Origin of the sequence: Rhodococcus sp. NPDC057014 (assembly GCF_042673295.1) — a bacterium.
GTDB lineage: Bacteria > Actinomycetota > Actinomycetes > Mycobacteriales > Mycobacteriaceae > Rhodococcus_F.
Window position 1 is genome coordinate 1 of sequence record NZ_JBHUSF010000228.1, and the last position, 14,845, is coordinate 14,845.

Sequence of the window (14,845 nt, forward strand, 5' to 3'; positions counted from 1 at the left end):
TTCGGCAACGGCACCGCCATCTTCACCAACGACGGCGGCGCCGCCCGCCGGTTCCAGAACGAGGTCGAGGTCGGCATGGTCGGCATCAACGTCCCGATCCCGGTCCCGATGGCTTACTACTCCTTCGGTGGCTGGAAGAACTCCCTGTTCGGCGACACCCACGCCCACGGCGCCGAAGGCGTCCACTTCTTCACCCGCGGCAAAGTCGTCACCACCCGCTGGCTCGACCCCAGCCACGGCGGCCTCAACCTCGGATTCCCCCAGAACGCGTAAGGAACCTCTCCCATGAGCGCACACCTCTCACTCCCCCGTTTCGCCAGGATCGGGGCCGGAGCAGTCGACGAGATCGGCTCGGTCGTCGACCAATTGGGTCTGCAGAGACCGGTCCTCGTCACCGACTCCTACCTCGTCGGCACCGGTGCAGCCGACCGGGTGATGGCCCTCCTCCGGTCGGCGGGCAAGGACCCGGCCCTGTTCGACGGCACGGTGCCCGACCCCACCACCGATTCCCTGGCGGACGGGCTGAGGATCGTCGCCGAACACCGGGCGGATTCGGTGATCGGGTTCGGCGGCGGCAGTCCGATGGACACCGCGAAGGCGCTGGCCGTGCTGTCCGCGAACGGCGGCGAGATGCGCTCGTACAAGGCACCGCACGTGTACACCGGGAAGGCGCTGCCGATCATCGCGATCCCGACCACCGCAGGCAGCGGCTCCGAGGCGACGCAGTTCACCGTTATCAGCGACAGCGCGTCCGACGAGAAGATGCTGTGCCCCGGGCTGTCGTTCCTGCCGATCGCCGCGATCGTGGATTTCGAACTCACGATGTCGATGCCGCCGCGACTGACCGCCGACACCGGAATCGATGCCCTCACCCATGCCATCGAGGCGTATGTCAGCAAGAAGGCCCAGCCGTTCACCGACGGACTCGCTCTCGCCGCGATCCGCACCATCGGCAAGCACATCCGCACGGCCTACGCGGACGGTGAGAATCGCACCGCGCGGGAAGCGATGATGGTCGCGTCCACCCAGGCCGGCATGGCGTTCTCCAACTCGAGTGTGGCGCTGGTCCACGGGATGAGCCGGCCGATCGGTGCGCATTTCCATGTCGCACACGGGCTGTCGAATGCCATGCTGCTTCCCGCGATCACAGCGTTCTCCGTACAGGGCGCGGAGAGCCGCTACGCCGACTGCGCGCGGGCGTTCGGCGCCGCGTCGGAATCGGCAGGCGACTCCGTGGCCGCGCAGTTCCTCGTCGAGACGCTGAGCACCCTGTGCCACGATCTGAAGGTGCCGACCCCGCTCGAATACAGGATCGACCGCGACGCCTGGGACGGCCTCATTCCGTTGATGGCAGAGCAGGCGCTGGCGTCCGGATCGCCCGGCAACAACCCGGTCGCGCCCACCGCCGAGCAGATCGAGACGCTGTACGCGGAGGTCTTCAGCCAGAGCTAGAACTCGACGGTTCCTCTGAGGTACCGCCGGTACGCCCCGGACAGGTGGACGCGGTCGCCGCGCACGTCGCAGTGAACGGTTCCGCCGCGCGCCGACAGTTGCCGTCCGACGAGGTTGCCACGCCCCAGCGTGGCAGCCCAGTACGGCGCGATCTGCGAGTGCGCGGAACCGGTCACCGGGTCTTCCTTCACGCCGGCCGCGGCACCGAACCAGCGCGACACGAAGTCGACCCCGTCCGCGTCCGATGCCGCGGTGACGACGACGCCGCGCACCTTCAGCGGGCTGATCACGGTGAAGTCGGGGGTCATCGACGCGATGTCGTGTTCGGATTCCGCGACGAACACGAGGTCGGTGGCCTCCAGGCACTCCTGCACCGGGATGCCGAGTGCTGCGACGATCCGAGGATCGGCGGCGGTCGGCACCGGCGCCTCGGCCGGAAAATCCATCACCAGCGTGGCGTCCGGTCCGCGGTCGACGGTCAGCCAGCCGCTGCGCGTCCAGAACTGGATCCGGTCGGCGTCCGGGTGCACGTCCTCGAGGATCTGCGCGGCGGCGGCGAGCGTCGCATGACCGCACAGATCAACCTCGACCGCCGGCGTGAACCACCGCAGGTGATACGCCGGATGTGCCCGGTCGTGAGGCGTCGCATCCGCGGGAAGGCGGGCGGTGTAGAACGCCGTCTCGGACAGATTGTTTTCTTCGGCGAGTTGCTGGAGAACCGCGTCGTCCAGCCAGTCGGTCAGCGGCATGATCGCCGCCGGGTTGCCCTCGAACGGTCCGGCGGCGAATGCGTCGATCTGATGGATGTCCAGCTTCATACCGTCCGATGGTGGCGGATGCCCCCGAACGTCGTCGAGGGCCATCACGCACACTCTGGACCGGTCGAGTCAGGCGCGCGCGAAGCTCATCGTCTCGCCCTCGACCCCGCGCATCCAGAGGTCGTTGCACGCGGCCGCCAGTTCCGGCAGCCCCTCCTCGATGGCGGCGAACACGTTGCCGGGCACCCAGCCGACGTCGCCATTGAGCAACAGGTTGTTGCGGCCGTAGAAGATCGCGAGGTCGGTGGCGCCCTGTGCGGCGTGCGCCTCGGAGCCGGGTTCGTACCCGTAGGCGGAGTTGCCGATCTCCCAGGGCTCGAAGTCGAACAGGCACACGTCACCGGGAATCGGTGTGACGGTGGGATTTTCCCGCCGCGGTGCCGCCGTGATCCGCGGGATCAGCGTGTACACCTCGTTGCGCGCGTACTTGGCGTGGTACGCGTCGCCGCTCTGTGGAAGGACGTCCCACACCGCGTCGCACGTGAGCGGTGCGTCCTCGTCGAGAAGCCGGGCGCGGCACGTCACGCCGCGCTTGTCCAGTGTGATGGTGATGTAGCGAGCCACAGGTCCTCCTTCGGAGCCCGTGAGTACTTCTTAACCGCCCGCGGTTAACAAGTACTCACGGGTGCTGGTCACACTTCGTCGAGTACCTCGGACCAGATCTTCAGGGCGTCCTCGATCTGGTCTGCCGTCACGATGAGCGGTGGAATCATCCGTACCACGTTCATGTGGGCGCCGCAGGTCAACAGCAGCAACCCCTTCTTCGCTGCCAGTTGCTGCGCCGCAGCCGCTTTCGCACGGTCGGCGGTGCCGTCGGCAGCGGTGAACTCGCTGCCCACGAGCAGTCCGAGGCCGCGGACGTCGCCGATCCCGTCGATGGCGTTCCGGCGGGCACCGTCGAGCAACTGCGCGCCCCGGGCGGCGGCGTTGGCGACGAGGTCTTCCTTCTCGATGACCTCGAGTGTTGCGATCGCGGCCGCGCAGGAGACGGCGTTGCCGCCGTAGGTTCCGCCCTGCGACCCCGGCCAGCCCTTGGACATCAGCTCCTCGGACGCCGCGATGCCCGACAGTGGGAAGCCGCTGGCCAGACCCTTGGCGATGGTGATGATGTCGGGGCGGACGTCGAAGTGCTGGTGCCCGAAGAACTTGCCGGTGCGACCGAACCCGGTCTGGATCTCGTCGATGACGAGCAGGATGCCGTAGCGGTCGGCGCGCTCGCGGAGCCCCTGGAAGAACGCGGTGTTGCCGGGCACGTACCCGCCCTCGCCGAGAACCGGTTCGACGACGAACGCGGCCGTCTCGTTCGGCGCGGTGAGCGTCGCGAAGATGTAGTCGAGTTCCCTGAGCGCGAACGCGGTGGCCTCCTCCTCGGACCAGCCGTAGCGGTACGCGTTGGGGAACGGTGCCACGTGCACACCGCCCATCAGCGGGCTGAAGCCGGCCGAGAACCGGGTGCCGGACGTGGTCATCGTCGCCGTCGCGACGGTGCGTCCGTGGAATCCGCCGTGGAAGACGATCACGTTGGGCCTGCCGGTCGCCTGCCGGGACAGTCGCAGCGACGCCTCCACGGCCTCGCTGCCGGAGTTCGCGAAGAACAGCGAGTCGAGTCCTTCGGGCAGCACCGACCCCAGGCGGTCGACGAGTTCGAGCATCGGCTGGTGCATGACCGTGGTGTATTGGCCGTGGATCAGGGAGCCGACCTGCCTGCGGGCGGCCTCGACGACGTGCGGGTGGCAGTGCCCGGTACTGGTGACGCCGATGCCCGCGGTGAAGTCGAGATAGCGGCGGCCGTCGGTGCCGTAGAGGTAACAACCTTCACCGTGATCGACCGTCACGGGTGTGGCCTGAGCGAGCAGTGGAGATAGCCGAGTCACGGGTAACCCTCCCACGCGTAGATGCCGTCGGATGTCGGCAAAGTGCATTGTCAGATTGTTGACAATATGTATAACATGGGGGCGTCCCTACGGCAACGGAGAACGGGGAAAAATCATGCTCGAGGACGCAGCAATCGGATCGGTGCAGACCGGCCTGTTCATCGGCGGCAAGTGGCGCGACAGTGCACGCACCATGCCGGTCCACGACCCGTCCACCGGACAACTCCTGTGCACGGTCGCCGACGCCGACGCCACGGAGGCCCGCGAGGCGCTCGACGCCGCGGTGGCGGCGCAACCGTCGTGGGCGGCCACCACGCCCCGCGAACGCAGCACCATCCTCATGAACGCGCACCGTCTGCTGCTCGAGAACGTCGACCGGCTCGCGCTCGTCATGACACTCGAGATGGGCAAGCCGCTCGCCGAGGCGCGTGGTGAAATCGCCTATGCCGCAGAATTCTTCCGCTGGTTCGCGGAGGAAGCCGTCCGCATCGACGGCGGTTACACGACGGCGCCGGGCGGCGGATCGCGATTCCTCGTCACCAAACAGCCCGTCGGGCCGAGCCTGCTCATCACCCCGTGGAACTTCCCGATGGCGATGGGCACCCGCAAGATCGGGCCCGCGATCGCCGCCGGATGCACGTCCGTCATCAAACCGGCCGCCCAGACGCCGCTGTCGATCCTGGCGCTCGCCGACATCCTCACCGAGGCCGGACTGCCGGACGGCGTCGTCAACGTCGTCACCACGTCCAGCCCCGACGAGGTCATCACTCCCCTCATCCTCGACGGCCGGGCCCGCAAGCTGTCGTTCACCGGGTCGACCAAGGTCGGGAAGCATCTGCTGGAACTGTGCGCCCGCACCGTGATGCGCACGTCCATGGAACTCGGCGGCAATGCGCCGTTCCTCGTGTTCGACGACGCGAATCTCGACGATGCCGTCGACGGCGCGATGGCCGCGAAGATGCGCAACATCGGCCAGGCCTGCACGGCCGCCAACCGCATCCTCGTGCACAGTTCGGTCGCCGAGGAATTCACGCGCAAGCTCACGCAGCGGATGGAGGCGCTGCCCGTCGGGCGCGGCACCGAGGACGGCGTCGTCGTCGGACCGCTGATCGACGAGGCCGCCGTCGCCAAGGTGAGCAGCCTCGTCGCGGACGCGATCGACCGCGGCGCCACCGTGCTCACCGGAGGCGAGGCGCTCGACCGCCCGGGCAACTTCTACCCGGCGACGGTGCTGACGGGCGTCCCCGACGACGCCGAGATGTGCCACAACGAGATCTTCGGCCCCGTCGCCGCGATCAGCACGTTCGAGACCGAGGCCGAGGCCGTCGAGCGCGCCAACGACACTCCGTACGGGCTGGTGGCCTACGTGTACACCGAGAGCCTCAAGCGCGGCATCCGCGTGTGCGAGGCGCTGGAGTCGGGCATGGTCGGACTGAACCAGGGTGTGGTGTCGAACCCGGCCGCACCGTTCGGCGGCGTGAAGGAATCCGGGCTCGGACGCGAGGGCGGGACCACCGGTATCGACGAGTTCCTCGAGACCAAATACATCGGGGTCGCCGTCTAGATATCTAGAGCCAGGTGTCTTCCGACGACGTGGTGAGGAACGCCTCGAGGTCGTCCCGCCACGGCGCGGGCACGGTCTTGTCCGGTTCGATGCCGGTGTACTGACCGCGGTAGAACAGCAACGGCCGCTCCTCCTTGATCTCGCTCAGGGAGGAGACCCGGCCGAACGCGACCCAGTGGTCGCCGCCGTCGTGCACGCTCTCGAGCGAGCAGTCGATGTGGGCGAGCGACCCGGTGAGGATCGGCGACCCCAGCGGCGACGCCGTCCAGTCGATTCCGGCGAACTTGTCCGGTTCGCGGGATCCGAACCGGGCGCACGTCGACTGCTGCTCTTCCGCGAGCACGTTGACGCAGAACACGCCGCTGCGCTCGATCGCCGCCCACGACCGCGACGTCTTCGTCGGGCAGAACAGCACCAGCGGCGGTTCCAGCGACAGCGCGGCGAACGACTGGCAGGCGAACCCCACCGGTTCGCCGTCGTCGACGGTCGTGATGATGGTGACCCCGGTGCAGAACTGGCCGAGCACCGTCCGGAACCGTCGCGGGTCGATCGCCTCGGCCGCGACGGCCCCGTCCCCGGTCATCTCGCTCACGGCTGCATCCCGACGCTGAAGTCGTGACCCCACAGGCTGACGGCCGTGCTCTCCCTCGCAATCCAGCTCTCGTCCTCGACCTGACGTCCCTCGCAACCGAATTCGACGTCGAACCCGCCGGGTGTCTTCATGTAGAACGACAGCATCAGGTCGTTGACGTGACGGCCCAGTGTGGCCGACATCTTGACTTTCTTGCGGAGCGCGCGGTCGAGGCACAACCCGACGTCGTCGGAGTTCTCGACCTCGATCATGAGGTGCACGATGCCGCTGGGCGTGGGCATCGGCAGGAACGCGAGGCTGTGGTGCCGCGGATTGCAGCCGAAGAATCGCAACCACGCCGGTTTGCCGTCCGCGGGCCGCCCGACCATCTGCGGGGGCAGCCGCATCGAGTCGCGCAGGCGGAAACCGAGGACGTCGCGGTAGAAGTGCAGCGACGCCTCGTCGTCCGTCGTCGAGAGGACGACGTGCCCGAGCCCCTGCTCACCGGTGACGAACTTGTGCCCGTACGGGCTGACCACCCGCCGATGTTCGAGGGCGGCGCCGTGGAACGCCTCGAGCGTGTTGCCGGACGGGTCTTCGAACGTGATCAGCTCGTCGACCCTGCGGTCCTGCAGTTGTTCTGCCGTGCCCTCCTTGAACGCGACGCCGGCCGCGGACAGGTTGTCGCGAACCTCCTGCAGCTCCGCCGCATTCGCCGTCTCCCAGCCCGACACCGACAGCCGGTCGTGCTCCCCCGGGAAGATCACGAGACGAGCCGGGAAGTCGTCCATCCGCAGATACAGGGCGTCCGGGTCGGAACCCTTGCCCTCGACCATGCCGAGCACCTTGAGACCGTATTCGCGCCACGCGGCCATGTCGGTGGCCTCGATGCGCATGTACGCCAGTGAACGAATACTCATCACTTATCCCCGTCCAGGAGGAAATCGGTTGCCAGGCGGTTGAACTCGTCGAACTTCTCCAGCTGCGCCCAGTGTCCGCACCCGCCGAACACGTGCAGCTGCGCCCGCGGGATCATCTTCAGCGCCACCAGCGCACCGTCGAGCGGGTTGACCCGGTCTTCGCGACCCCAGATCAGCAGCACCCGCTGGCGCAGCTTGTAGGCGTCACGCCAGAGCATGCCCAGTTCGAAATCGGCCGAGGAGAACGACTTTCCCATCGCCTTCGCCGCGGCGAGCGACTCGGGGGTGCTTGCGGCGGCGAACCGTTCGTCGATCAGGTCGTCGGTGATCAGCTTCTGATCGAACACCATGATGCGCAGGAACGCCTCGAGGTTCTCGCGGGTGGGCTGGTAGCCGAACCTGCCGAGGTTCTTGACACCCTCGGTCGGGTCCGGGGCGAACAGGTTGACGCTCAGCCCGCCCGGCCCCATCAACACCAGCCGGCCGGCGCGGTCCGGGTAGTCGAGCGCGAAACGCACTGCGGCACCGCCACCGAGAGAATTGCCGAGCAGGTGGACGCGTCCACCGATGCCGAGGGTGTCGAGCAGATCCTTCAGCGCGGACGCACTGTGCACGAAGTACTGCGGGTGCTCGGTCGGCTTGTCCGACAACCCGTATCCCGGCTGGTCGACGGCGAGCACGTGGAATTTCTCGGCGAGGACCGGGATGTTCCTGGCGAAGTTCGACCACGACGACGCACCGGGACCACCGCCGTGCAGCAGCACGATCGTGGTGTCGTTGCCGACGCCGGCCTCGTGGTAGTGCAACCTCAGGTCGGGCCGCACCTGGGCGAACTTCGAGGTGGACTCGAACGTGAGGGCTTCTTCGGTCGTCGTCACGTGTTCTCCTAGACCATCGTGTCGGTGATGGGCAGTCCGAATTCGCCTGTGCCGTACATGACGTAGGCGCGCTCGGGATCGTTGGCCGCATGGACGCGTCCGGCGTGCGCGTCCCGCCAGAACCGTTGCAGCGGGGTGCCGTTGGCCAGCGCGGTGGCCCCCGAGCTCTCGAACAGTTTGTCGATGGACGAAATGGCGCGGCCGGTGGCGCGCACCTGGTCGCGGCGCGCCCGCAGTCGCAGCTCGAACGGCACTTCCTCACCGGCGACGAGCAGCGCGTACTCGTCGGCGACGTTGCCGGACAACTGGCGCCACGCGGCGTCGATGTCACTCGAGGCCTCGGCGATGCGGACCTTCGCGAACGGGTCGTCCTTCGCCTTTTCGCCGGCGAACGCCGCGCGGACCCGCTTGCCCTGGTGTTCCACGTGGGCGTCGTAGGCGCCGTAGGCCATCCCGACGATCGGCGCGGAGATGGTGGTGGGATGGATTGTCCCCCAGGGCATCTTGTAGACGGGCGCGGTGTTGCGCTCGAGCCCGGGCGCGGTGAGGGTGCTCATCGCCTTGAAGCTGAGGACGCGGTGCCGCGGGACGAACACGTCCTCGACCACCACGGTGTTGCTGCCGGTTCCGCGGAGCCCGACCACGTTCCACACGTCGTCGATCCGGTAGTCCTCGCGGGGGATCAGGAAGCTGACGAAGTCGACGGGGCGGCCGTCCTTGACGACGGGGCCGCCGAGCACCGCCCAGGTGGCGTGATCACAGCCGGAGGACCAGGCCCACGCGCCGTTGACCGTGTATCCGCCGTCGACGACCTGGCCTGCGCCCATCGGCGCGTACGACGACGAGATGCGGACGTCGGTGTCGTTGTCCCACACGTCCTCCTGCGCCTGCTGGGAGAACAGCGCGAGGTGCCAGTTGTGGACACCGATGATCGACGAGACCCACCCGGTGGAACCGCACGCGCTCGCGATCTTCCGCACCGCGGAGTAGAAGAGCACCGGATCCGCCTGATATCCACCCCACTGTTCGGGCTGGAGCAACCGGAAGAATCCGGTCTCCTGGAGCGCCTTCATGGAATCGTCGGGGATACGACGGAGATCCTCGGTCTCCTGTGCCCGCTCTCGCAGCGTCGGCAGTAGTGCGTCGAGCCGCTGCATCACCTCGTGACTGTCATGGTCACCCACAGGACGCTCCTGTCTCGTTCGATGGTTCACCTGTCTTCTGAGACTAGAACACGTTCCCATTTATGTCGAGATACCGGCAAATGCGCTGTTTGACGCCCCGGGTCTGGAAGAAAGCCTCCGGAAATCTGGCGGATCGTGGCGAAGTTCTATAACGTGTTCTACTAACAGCATGAAGGGATGTGAGGGCACAATGGCGCAGATTCGCGAGATCGATGTGGGCACGGTCCAGACGCGCTTCGCGCGTGGTTGGCACTGCCTCGGTTTGACCAAGACGTTCACGGACGGCAAACCGCATTCGATCGAGGCATTCGGCACCAAGCTCGTCGTCTTCGCCGACAGCAAGGGCGAACTGAAGGTTCTCGACGCGTACTGCCGGCACATGGGCGGAGACCTGTCGCAGGGCACCGTGAAGGGCGATTCCGTGGCCTGCCCGTTCCACGACTGGCGCTGGGGCGGCAACGGCAAGTGCACCAGCATTCCCTACGCACGCCGGGTTCCCCCGATCGCCCGCACCCGGGCATGGATCACGCTCGAGCAGAACGGTCAACTGTTCGTCTGGAACGACCCGGAGGGCAACCCCCCGCCGGAGAACGTCACCATCCCCCGCATCGAGGGTGCCTACAGCGACGACTGGACCGACTGGACCTGGAACTCGATGCTGATCGAGGGCTCCAACTGCCGCGAGATCATCGACAACGTCGTCGACATGGCGCACTTCTTCTACATCCACTACGCGTTCCCGACATACTTCAAGAACGTCTTCGAAGGCCACATCGCGACGCAGTACCTCAACACGAAGGGCCGCCCCGACGTCGGGATGGCGACGCAGTACGGCATGGAATCGCTGCTGCGCTCCGAAGCTGCGTACTACGGCCCGTCCTACATGATCAATCCGCTGTGGAACAGTTACGGCGGATACGAGGTCGAGAGCGTTCTCATCAACTGCCACTATCCGGTGACGAACAATTCGTTCGTGCTCCAGTACGGCGTCACCGTCAAGAAACCCACCGGCATCGACGACGTGACGGCCGACAAGCTGGCCGCGAAGTTCACCGAGGGCATCGCCGAAGGCTTCCTGCAGGACGTCGAGATCTGGAAGAACAAGACCAAGATCGACAACCCCCTGCTCTGCGACGAGGACGGCCCGGTCTACCAGCTGCGACGCTGGTACGACCAGTTCTACGTCGACGTCGCCGACGTCACGGACAAGATGACGCAGCGCTTCGAGTTCGAGGTCGACACCACCAAGGCCAACGAGGCCTGGCAGCACGAGGTCGACGAGAACCTGGCCCGGCAGAAGGCCGAACGTGAGGCCGCCGAGGGGTCCGAGAATGCGACCGCCGAGGCGTCCGACAGCAGGGAAGCGCAGGTCTGATCATGAGTGCCTCGACAGAATGGGCCAAAGCTCCCGACTTCGCCGGGCAGCCTGCTCGGCTCGAGGCCATTCATGCGCAGACGGTGGCCGACAAGGCCACCTACCTCGACGACGGCATGAACGAAGTCGAGTGCCGTACGTGCGGAACCTGTGTGCTGGTGCGCAAGAACAGCCTCAAGCACACGAGCGTCCAGTGGACGGACGACCCCGCGAAGACGTGCCCGACCTTCCGGGACGCCGTCGGCGAGGGAAAGTCCACCGCGCTCCGGGAGGGGTGCCCGCGGCTGTGGGACAGCATCGATCACGCGGTGATGGAGGGGTTCATCGACGTGCGAGATCGAGTCGAATAGTCGCCGGCGCCTGCGCGCCCGGGTAGTTCGCCCGATGTGACATTCGTGCAGTCAGGAGCTGCACGAATGTCACATCGGGCGCTTACGCTGGAATGTGCCGTCGGACGCGGCGGCGTCAGCCGAAACACCGGAGGCGTGCCATGACAGGCCGAATCGTGCACTTCGAGATCCCCTTCGACGACGGTGACCGCGCACGTGCGTTCTATCGCGACGCATTCGGGTGGGCCATCGCCGAGATCCCCGACATGGAATACAGCATGGTGACCACCGGACCCGTCGGCGAGAGCGGCATGCCCGACGAGCCCGGCTACATCAACGGCGGCATGATGCAGCGCGGGGAGGTGACCTCCCCCGTGGTCACCGTCGACGTCGAGAGCATCGAATCCGCCCTCGAACGGATCGAATCCCTCGGCGGGAAGACCGTCACCGGCAGAACACCCGTCGGGAACATGGGTTTCGCCGCGTACTTCACCGACTCGGAGGGCAACGTCGTCGGGCTGTGGGAGACCGCCCGCTGACCCGTGAGTACTTGTTAACCGCCCGACGTTAAGAAGTGCTCACGGGCGGCGCAGCCGCATTCTCGCGCTGCAGTTCGAGCGCAATGTCGATGAGCTGGTCTTCCTGGCCGCCGACGAGTTTGCGTTTGCCCGCGCGGACGAGGAGTTCGGCGGACGAGACGCCGTACCGTTCGGCCTGGCGTTCGGCGTGCTTGAGGAAGCTCGAATAGACGCCCGCGTACCCCATCATCAGGGCCTGCCGGTCCAGGAGGCATTCGGCGGGCATCGCGGGCCGCACCACGTCCTCGGCGGCGTCGGCGATGGCGAAGAAGTCGATGCCCGTCTTGACACCGATCTTGTCGCAGACGCCGACGATCGCCTCGACCGGCGCGTTTCCGGCACCGGCACCGAATCGTCTTGTGCTGCCGTCGATCTGCTTGGCGCCCGCCCGGATCGCGGCGATCGAATTGGCCACGCCGAGGCCGAGGTTCTCGTGACCGTGGAAGCCGACCTGCGCGTCCGAGCCGAGTTCCCGCACCAGCGCCTCGACGCGGTCCGACACCTGCTCGAGCACGAGGGCGCCCGCGGAGTCGACGACGTACACGCACTGGCAGCCGGCGTCGGCCATGATGCGGGCCTGCTCGGCGAGCTTCTCCGGCGATATGGAATGCGCCATCATCAGGAAGCCGACGGTCTCGAGACCACGCTCGCGGGCCAGCCCGAAATGCTGAACGGACACGTCCGCCTCGGTGCAGTGCGTGGCGATGCGGCAGATCGACGCGCCGTTGTCCTGGGCGACGATGATGTCGTCCTTGATGCCGAGCCCGGGCAGCATCAGGAACGCGATCTTCGCGTTCTTCGCCGTGTCGACGGCGATCGAGATGAGTTCCTGCTCCGGCACCTTGGAGAATCCGTAGTTGAACGAGGACCCACCGAGTCCGTCGCCGTGCGTCACCTCGATGACGGGCACCCCGGCGCCGTCGAGGGCACCGACGATGGCCCGGACCTCGTCCCCGGTGAACTGGTGCCGCTTGTGGTGCGAACCGTCCCGCAGGGAGGTGTCGGTGACGCGGATGTCCCAGCTGCTGCTCATGTTTCCCGTCGCTCCGCTCGCCCCTTCGAAATGGACCATTGTGCTCATGCCTCCACACTCAGGAGTTTCTGGGCGATCTCCTCGCCCACCTTGGTTGCCGCCGCGGTCATGATGTCGAGGTTGCCCGCGTACGGCGGCAGGAAGTCGCCTGCACCCTCCACTTCGACGAACGTCGTGACCGTCGCCTGCCCGCCCGACACGACGCTCGGGTCGTCGAACTGCGGTTCGTTCAGTAGCCGGTAGCCGGGGACGTACTGCTGAATGTCCGCGACGACGCGGTGGATGGACTCGGTGATGGCGGCGCGGTCGGCGTCCTCGGGGATCGCACAGAAGATCGTGTCGCGCATGATCATCGGCGGGTCGGCGGGATTGAGGATGATGATGGCCTTGCCGCGCTGCGCTCCGCCGATGGTCTCGATGCCGCGGCTGGTGGTCTTGGTGAACTCGTCGATGTTGGCGCGGGTGCCCGGGCCCGCGGAGACGGACGCCACCGACGCGACGATCTCGGCGTAGGGCACGTCGACGACGCGGGAGACGGCGTACACGATGGGGATCGTGGCCTGCCCGCCGCACGTGATCATGTTGACGTTGGGTGCGCCGAGGTGTTCGCGCAGGTTGGCCGGCGGGACCACTGCGGGTCCGACGGCGGCGGGCGTCAGGTCGACGGCGCGGATGCCGGCGGCCTCGTACTTCGGCGCGGCCTCCCGGTGTACGTACGCCGACGTGGCCTCGAAGACGAGGTCGGGTTTCTCCGGCTGGTTCAGCAGCCAGTCGACGCCGTCCGCGGACGTCTCCAGCCCCATCGTGCGGGCCCGCGCCAGGCCCTCGCTCTCGGGGTCGATCCCGATCATCCAGCGGGGTTCGAGCCACTCGGATCGCTGCAGCTTGTAGAGCAGGTCGGTGCTGATGTTGCCCGAGCCGACGATCGCCACACTTGCCTTGGTCATGAACAGACTCCTACTTGAACTGCAGGGATACGGTGCCGAGCCCACTGAACTCGGCGCGGAAGTGATCGCCCGGGTGCGCGTCGATGGCGCGGGTGCAGGAGCCGGGCAGCACGATGTCGCCGGCCTTCAACCGCACGCCGAAGCTCTCGACCTTCTGCGCGAGCCAGGCGACGGCGGTCACCGGGTTGCCGAGTACCGCGTCGCTGCGGCCCTCGGCCTTGGTCTCGCCGTTGCTCGTCAGGACGGCGTCGATGGCTGTGATGTCGATGTCCGCCGGCCGCACCCGATTCTTGCCGAGCACGAAGCCGGCGGACGACGCGTTGTCGGCGATCGTGTCCGGCAGGGTGATCTTCCAGTCGGTGATCCGGCTGTCGATCAGTTCGATGGACGGCGCGAACGCCACGGTGGCGTCGAGGACGTCCTGTTCGGTGCAGCCTGCGCCGGGGAGGTCGGCGCCCAGCACGAACGCGACCTCCACCTCGACGCGCGGGAAGCAGAACCGGGCGGTGTCGACGGGCTGGTCCTCGAACACCTCCATGTCGGCGAGCAGGTGCCCGTAGTCGGGTTCGTCGACGCCCATCATCTGCTGCATGGCGAGGGAGGACAGGCCCACCTTGTGCCCGACGACCTTCGCCCCGTCCTGCAGCCGGCGGCGGATGTTGATGAGCTGGATCTCGTAGGCGTCAATCACGTCGATGTCGGGATGGTCCGCGGTCAGGGGGCCGATGGGAGCGCGGCCGCGCTCCGCGGTGTCGAGCCGATCCGCCAACTCGGTGCGTAGTTGCGTCGAGAGCATGGTGTGAGCCCTTCCCTGAAGTTCGTGTGCGTGCGCACACCACCGGTTTTCACTGCAACGTGTTTCGTTCTTCTTCGTTGGCGTCAGTAATACTTCCTGGCAGAAAGGATGGACTGACAACCCCATCATTCTATAACGTGTTCTACATGAGCAAGCACGAATACGACATCGTGGTCGTCGGTAGCGGTGCCGGTGGAATGACCGCGGCCCTGACCGCGGCCCACAAGGGACTCAGCGTCGTCATCCTCGAAAAGGCAGCGCACTTCGGTGGCTCCACCGCGCGCTCCGGCGGTGGCGTGTGGATCCCGAACAACGAGGCGCTGATCGCCGCCGGCGTCGAGGACACCACCGACGCCGCGCGGACCTACCTCCACAACATCATCGGCGACGTCGTCCCGAAGGACCGGATCGACGCCTACATCGACCGCGGCCCCGAGATGCTGTCGTTCGTGCTGAAGAACAGCCCGCTGAAACTGCAGTGGGTGCCCGAATACCCCGACTACTACCCGGAGGCCCCCGGCGGTCG

Annotated in this window: 17 protein-coding genes; 7 read left to right on the forward strand and 10 right to left on the reverse strand. The window is 66.8% G+C overall.

What is annotated here, in order from left to right; genetic code table 11:
* Together ACFTZB_RS32025 and ACFTZB_RS32030 are read left to right on the forward strand one after the other, a co-directional pair.
* The coding region (locus ACFTZB_RS32025) for an aldehyde dehydrogenase family protein (protein ID WP_378437719.1) at positions 1 to 273 on the forward strand (273 nt) is incomplete at its 5' end.
* A 12-nt stretch (positions 274 to 285) separates the two neighbouring features.
* Positions 286 to 1,452, forward strand: a complete 1,167-nt coding sequence (locus ACFTZB_RS32030; protein WP_378437720.1) for an iron-containing alcohol dehydrogenase — start codon at positions 286 to 288, stop codon at positions 1,450 to 1,452.
* On the opposite strand, the gene ACFTZB_RS32035 is transcribed toward ACFTZB_RS32030, so the two are convergent.
* The 3 genes from ACFTZB_RS32035 to ACFTZB_RS32045 form a co-directional block, all read right to left on the reverse strand.
* A complete protein-coding gene (locus ACFTZB_RS32035; RefSeq protein WP_378437722.1) occupies positions 1,449 to 2,270 on the reverse strand; it encodes a PhzF family phenazine biosynthesis protein in 822 nt (273 codons plus the stop codon). The genes ACFTZB_RS32030 and ACFTZB_RS32035 overlap by 4 nt on opposite strands.
* Before the next feature lie 69 nt (positions 2,271 to 2,339).
* On the reverse strand, positions 2,340 to 2,834 hold the full coding sequence (locus ACFTZB_RS32040; RefSeq protein WP_012691631.1) for a DUF3830 family protein: 495 nt from the start codon (positions 2,832 to 2,834) through the stop codon (positions 2,340 to 2,342).
* Between the two features lie 68 nt (positions 2,835 to 2,902).
* Positions 2,903 to 4,144, reverse strand: coding sequence for an aspartate aminotransferase family protein (locus tag ACFTZB_RS32045; RefSeq protein ID WP_378437724.1), 1,242 nt, complete (start codon positions 4,142 to 4,144; stop codon positions 2,903 to 2,905).
* 115 nt (positions 4,145 to 4,259) lie between these two features.
* Between ACFTZB_RS32045 and ACFTZB_RS32050 the strand changes: the two genes are divergently transcribed.
* Positions 4,260 to 5,708 (forward strand): NAD-dependent succinate-semialdehyde dehydrogenase, encoded by a 1,449-nt coding sequence (locus ACFTZB_RS32050; protein WP_378437727.1) that lies wholly within the window; start codon positions 4,260 to 4,262, stop codon positions 5,706 to 5,708.
* A 4-nt stretch (positions 5,709 to 5,712) separates the two neighbouring features.
* Here the strand turns inward: ACFTZB_RS32050 and hsaB are convergent, their stop codons facing one another.
* Genes hsaB through hsaA form a run of 4 tightly spaced genes read right to left on the reverse strand, consistent with a single transcriptional unit; the run spans position 5,713 to position 9,261 of the window.
* Entirely contained in the window at positions 5,713 to 6,291 is a 579-nt protein-coding gene (gene hsaB / locus ACFTZB_RS32055) for a 3-hydroxy-9,10-secoandrosta-1,3,5(10)-triene-9,17-dione monooxygenase reductase subunit (RefSeq protein WP_378437745.1), read from the reverse strand.
* A 5-nt stretch (positions 6,292 to 6,296) separates the two neighbouring features.
* On the reverse strand, positions 6,297 to 7,199 hold the full coding sequence (hsaC, locus tag ACFTZB_RS32060) for an iron-dependent extradiol dioxygenase HsaC (protein WP_072939352.1): 903 nt from the start codon (positions 7,197 to 7,199) through the stop codon (positions 6,297 to 6,299).
* On the reverse strand, positions 7,199 to 8,077 hold the full coding sequence (gene hsaD / locus ACFTZB_RS32065; RefSeq protein WP_378437730.1) for a 4,5:9,10-diseco-3-hydroxy-5,9,17-trioxoandrosta-1(10),2-diene-4-oate hydrolase: 879 nt from the start codon (positions 8,075 to 8,077) through the stop codon (positions 7,199 to 7,201). The genes hsaC and hsaD overlap by 1 nt, the downstream gene beginning before the upstream one ends.
* An 8-nt stretch (positions 8,078 to 8,085) precedes the next feature.
* Complete coding sequence (gene hsaA / locus ACFTZB_RS32070; protein WP_378437733.1) at positions 8,086 to 9,261, reverse strand: 3-hydroxy-9,10-secoandrosta-1,3,5(10)-triene-9,17-dione monooxygenase oxygenase subunit; 1,176 nt, start codon at positions 9,259 to 9,261, stop codon at positions 8,086 to 8,088.
* A 190-nt stretch (positions 9,262 to 9,451) separates the two neighbouring features.
* Between hsaA and ACFTZB_RS32075 the strand changes: the two genes are divergently transcribed.
* The 3 genes from ACFTZB_RS32075 (at position 9,452) to ACFTZB_RS32085 (ending at position 11,504) form a co-directional block, all read left to right on the forward strand.
* Positions 9,452 to 10,636, forward strand: coding sequence for a Rieske 2Fe-2S domain-containing protein (locus ACFTZB_RS32075; RefSeq protein WP_378437735.1), 1,185 nt, complete (start codon positions 9,452 to 9,454; stop codon positions 10,634 to 10,636).
* A 2-nt stretch (positions 10,637 to 10,638) separates the two neighbouring features.
* Complete coding sequence (locus ACFTZB_RS32080) at positions 10,639 to 10,986, forward strand: hypothetical protein (RefSeq protein ID WP_160102913.1); 348 nt, start codon at positions 10,639 to 10,641, stop codon at positions 10,984 to 10,986.
* A 140-nt stretch (positions 10,987 to 11,126) separates the two neighbouring features.
* Positions 11,127 to 11,504: a VOC family protein gene (locus ACFTZB_RS32085; RefSeq protein WP_124396304.1), complete on the forward strand. Its 378-nt coding sequence runs from the start codon at positions 11,127 to 11,129 to the stop codon at positions 11,502 to 11,504.
* Between the two features lie 28 nt (positions 11,505 to 11,532).
* Here the strand turns inward: ACFTZB_RS32085 and dmpG are convergent, their stop codons facing one another.
* The 3 genes from dmpG to ACFTZB_RS32100 are packed head-to-tail and all read right to left on the reverse strand — an operon-like array spanning position 11,533 to position 14,319.
* Complete coding sequence (gene dmpG / locus ACFTZB_RS32090; protein WP_378437747.1) at positions 11,533 to 12,576, reverse strand: 4-hydroxy-2-oxovalerate aldolase; 1,044 nt, start codon at positions 12,574 to 12,576, stop codon at positions 11,533 to 11,535.
* Positions 12,577 to 12,620: 44 nt separating this feature from the next.
* The gene (locus tag ACFTZB_RS32095; RefSeq protein WP_378437738.1) at positions 12,621 to 13,523 is read right to left on the reverse strand and encodes an acetaldehyde dehydrogenase (acetylating); all 903 of its coding nucleotides are present in this window, start codon (positions 13,521 to 13,523) and stop codon (positions 12,621 to 12,623) included.
* A gap of 10 nt (positions 13,524 to 13,533) precedes the next feature.
* The gene (locus ACFTZB_RS32100; protein WP_378437741.1) at positions 13,534 to 14,319 is read right to left on the reverse strand and encodes a 2-keto-4-pentenoate hydratase; all 786 of its coding nucleotides are present in this window, start codon (positions 14,317 to 14,319) and stop codon (positions 13,534 to 13,536) included.
* A gap of 146 nt (positions 14,320 to 14,465) precedes the next feature.
* On the opposite strand from ACFTZB_RS32100, the gene ACFTZB_RS32105 reads away from it, so the two are divergent.
* On the forward strand, positions 14,466 to 14,845 hold a 380-nt coding region (locus ACFTZB_RS32105), incomplete at its 3' end, for an FAD-dependent oxidoreductase (RefSeq protein WP_378437743.1).

Excerpts from the sequence above, each read along its gene's own strand:
- ACFTZB_RS32030 (WP_378437720.1), top strand. The coding sequence starts at position 286 with ATGAGCGCACACCTCTCACTCCCCCGTTTCGCCAGGATCGGGGCCGGA.
- ACFTZB_RS32035 (WP_378437722.1), bottom strand. The coding sequence starts at position 2,270 with ATGAAGCTGGACATCCATCAGATCGACGCATTCGCCGCCGGACCGTTC.
- ACFTZB_RS32050 (WP_378437727.1), top strand. The coding sequence starts at position 4,260 with ATGCTCGAGGACGCAGCAATCGGATCGGTGCAGACCGGCCTGTTCATC.
- hsaB (WP_378437745.1), bottom strand. The coding sequence starts at position 6,291 with ATGACCGGGGACGGGGCCGTCGCGGCCGAGGCGATCGACCCGCGACGG.
- hsaC (WP_072939352.1), bottom strand. The coding sequence starts at position 7,199 with ATGAGTATTCGTTCACTGGCGTACATGCGCATCGAGGCCACCGACATG.
- ACFTZB_RS32075 (WP_378437735.1), top strand. The coding sequence starts at position 9,452 with ATGGCGCAGATTCGCGAGATCGATGTGGGCACGGTCCAGACGCGCTTC.
- ACFTZB_RS32080 (WP_160102913.1), top strand. The coding sequence starts at position 10,639 with ATGAGTGCCTCGACAGAATGGGCCAAAGCTCCCGACTTCGCCGGGCAG.
- ACFTZB_RS32085 (WP_124396304.1), top strand. The coding sequence starts at position 11,127 with ATGACAGGCCGAATCGTGCACTTCGAGATCCCCTTCGACGACGGTGAC.
- dmpG (WP_378437747.1), bottom strand. The coding sequence starts at position 12,576 with ATGAGCAGCAGCTGGGACATCCGCGTCACCGACACCTCCCTGCGGGAC.
- ACFTZB_RS32095 (WP_378437738.1), bottom strand. The coding sequence starts at position 13,523 with ATGACCAAGGCAAGTGTGGCGATCGTCGGCTCGGGCAACATCAGCACC.
- ACFTZB_RS32100 (WP_378437741.1), bottom strand. The coding sequence starts at position 14,319 with ATGCTCTCGACGCAACTACGCACCGAGTTGGCGGATCGGCTCGACACC.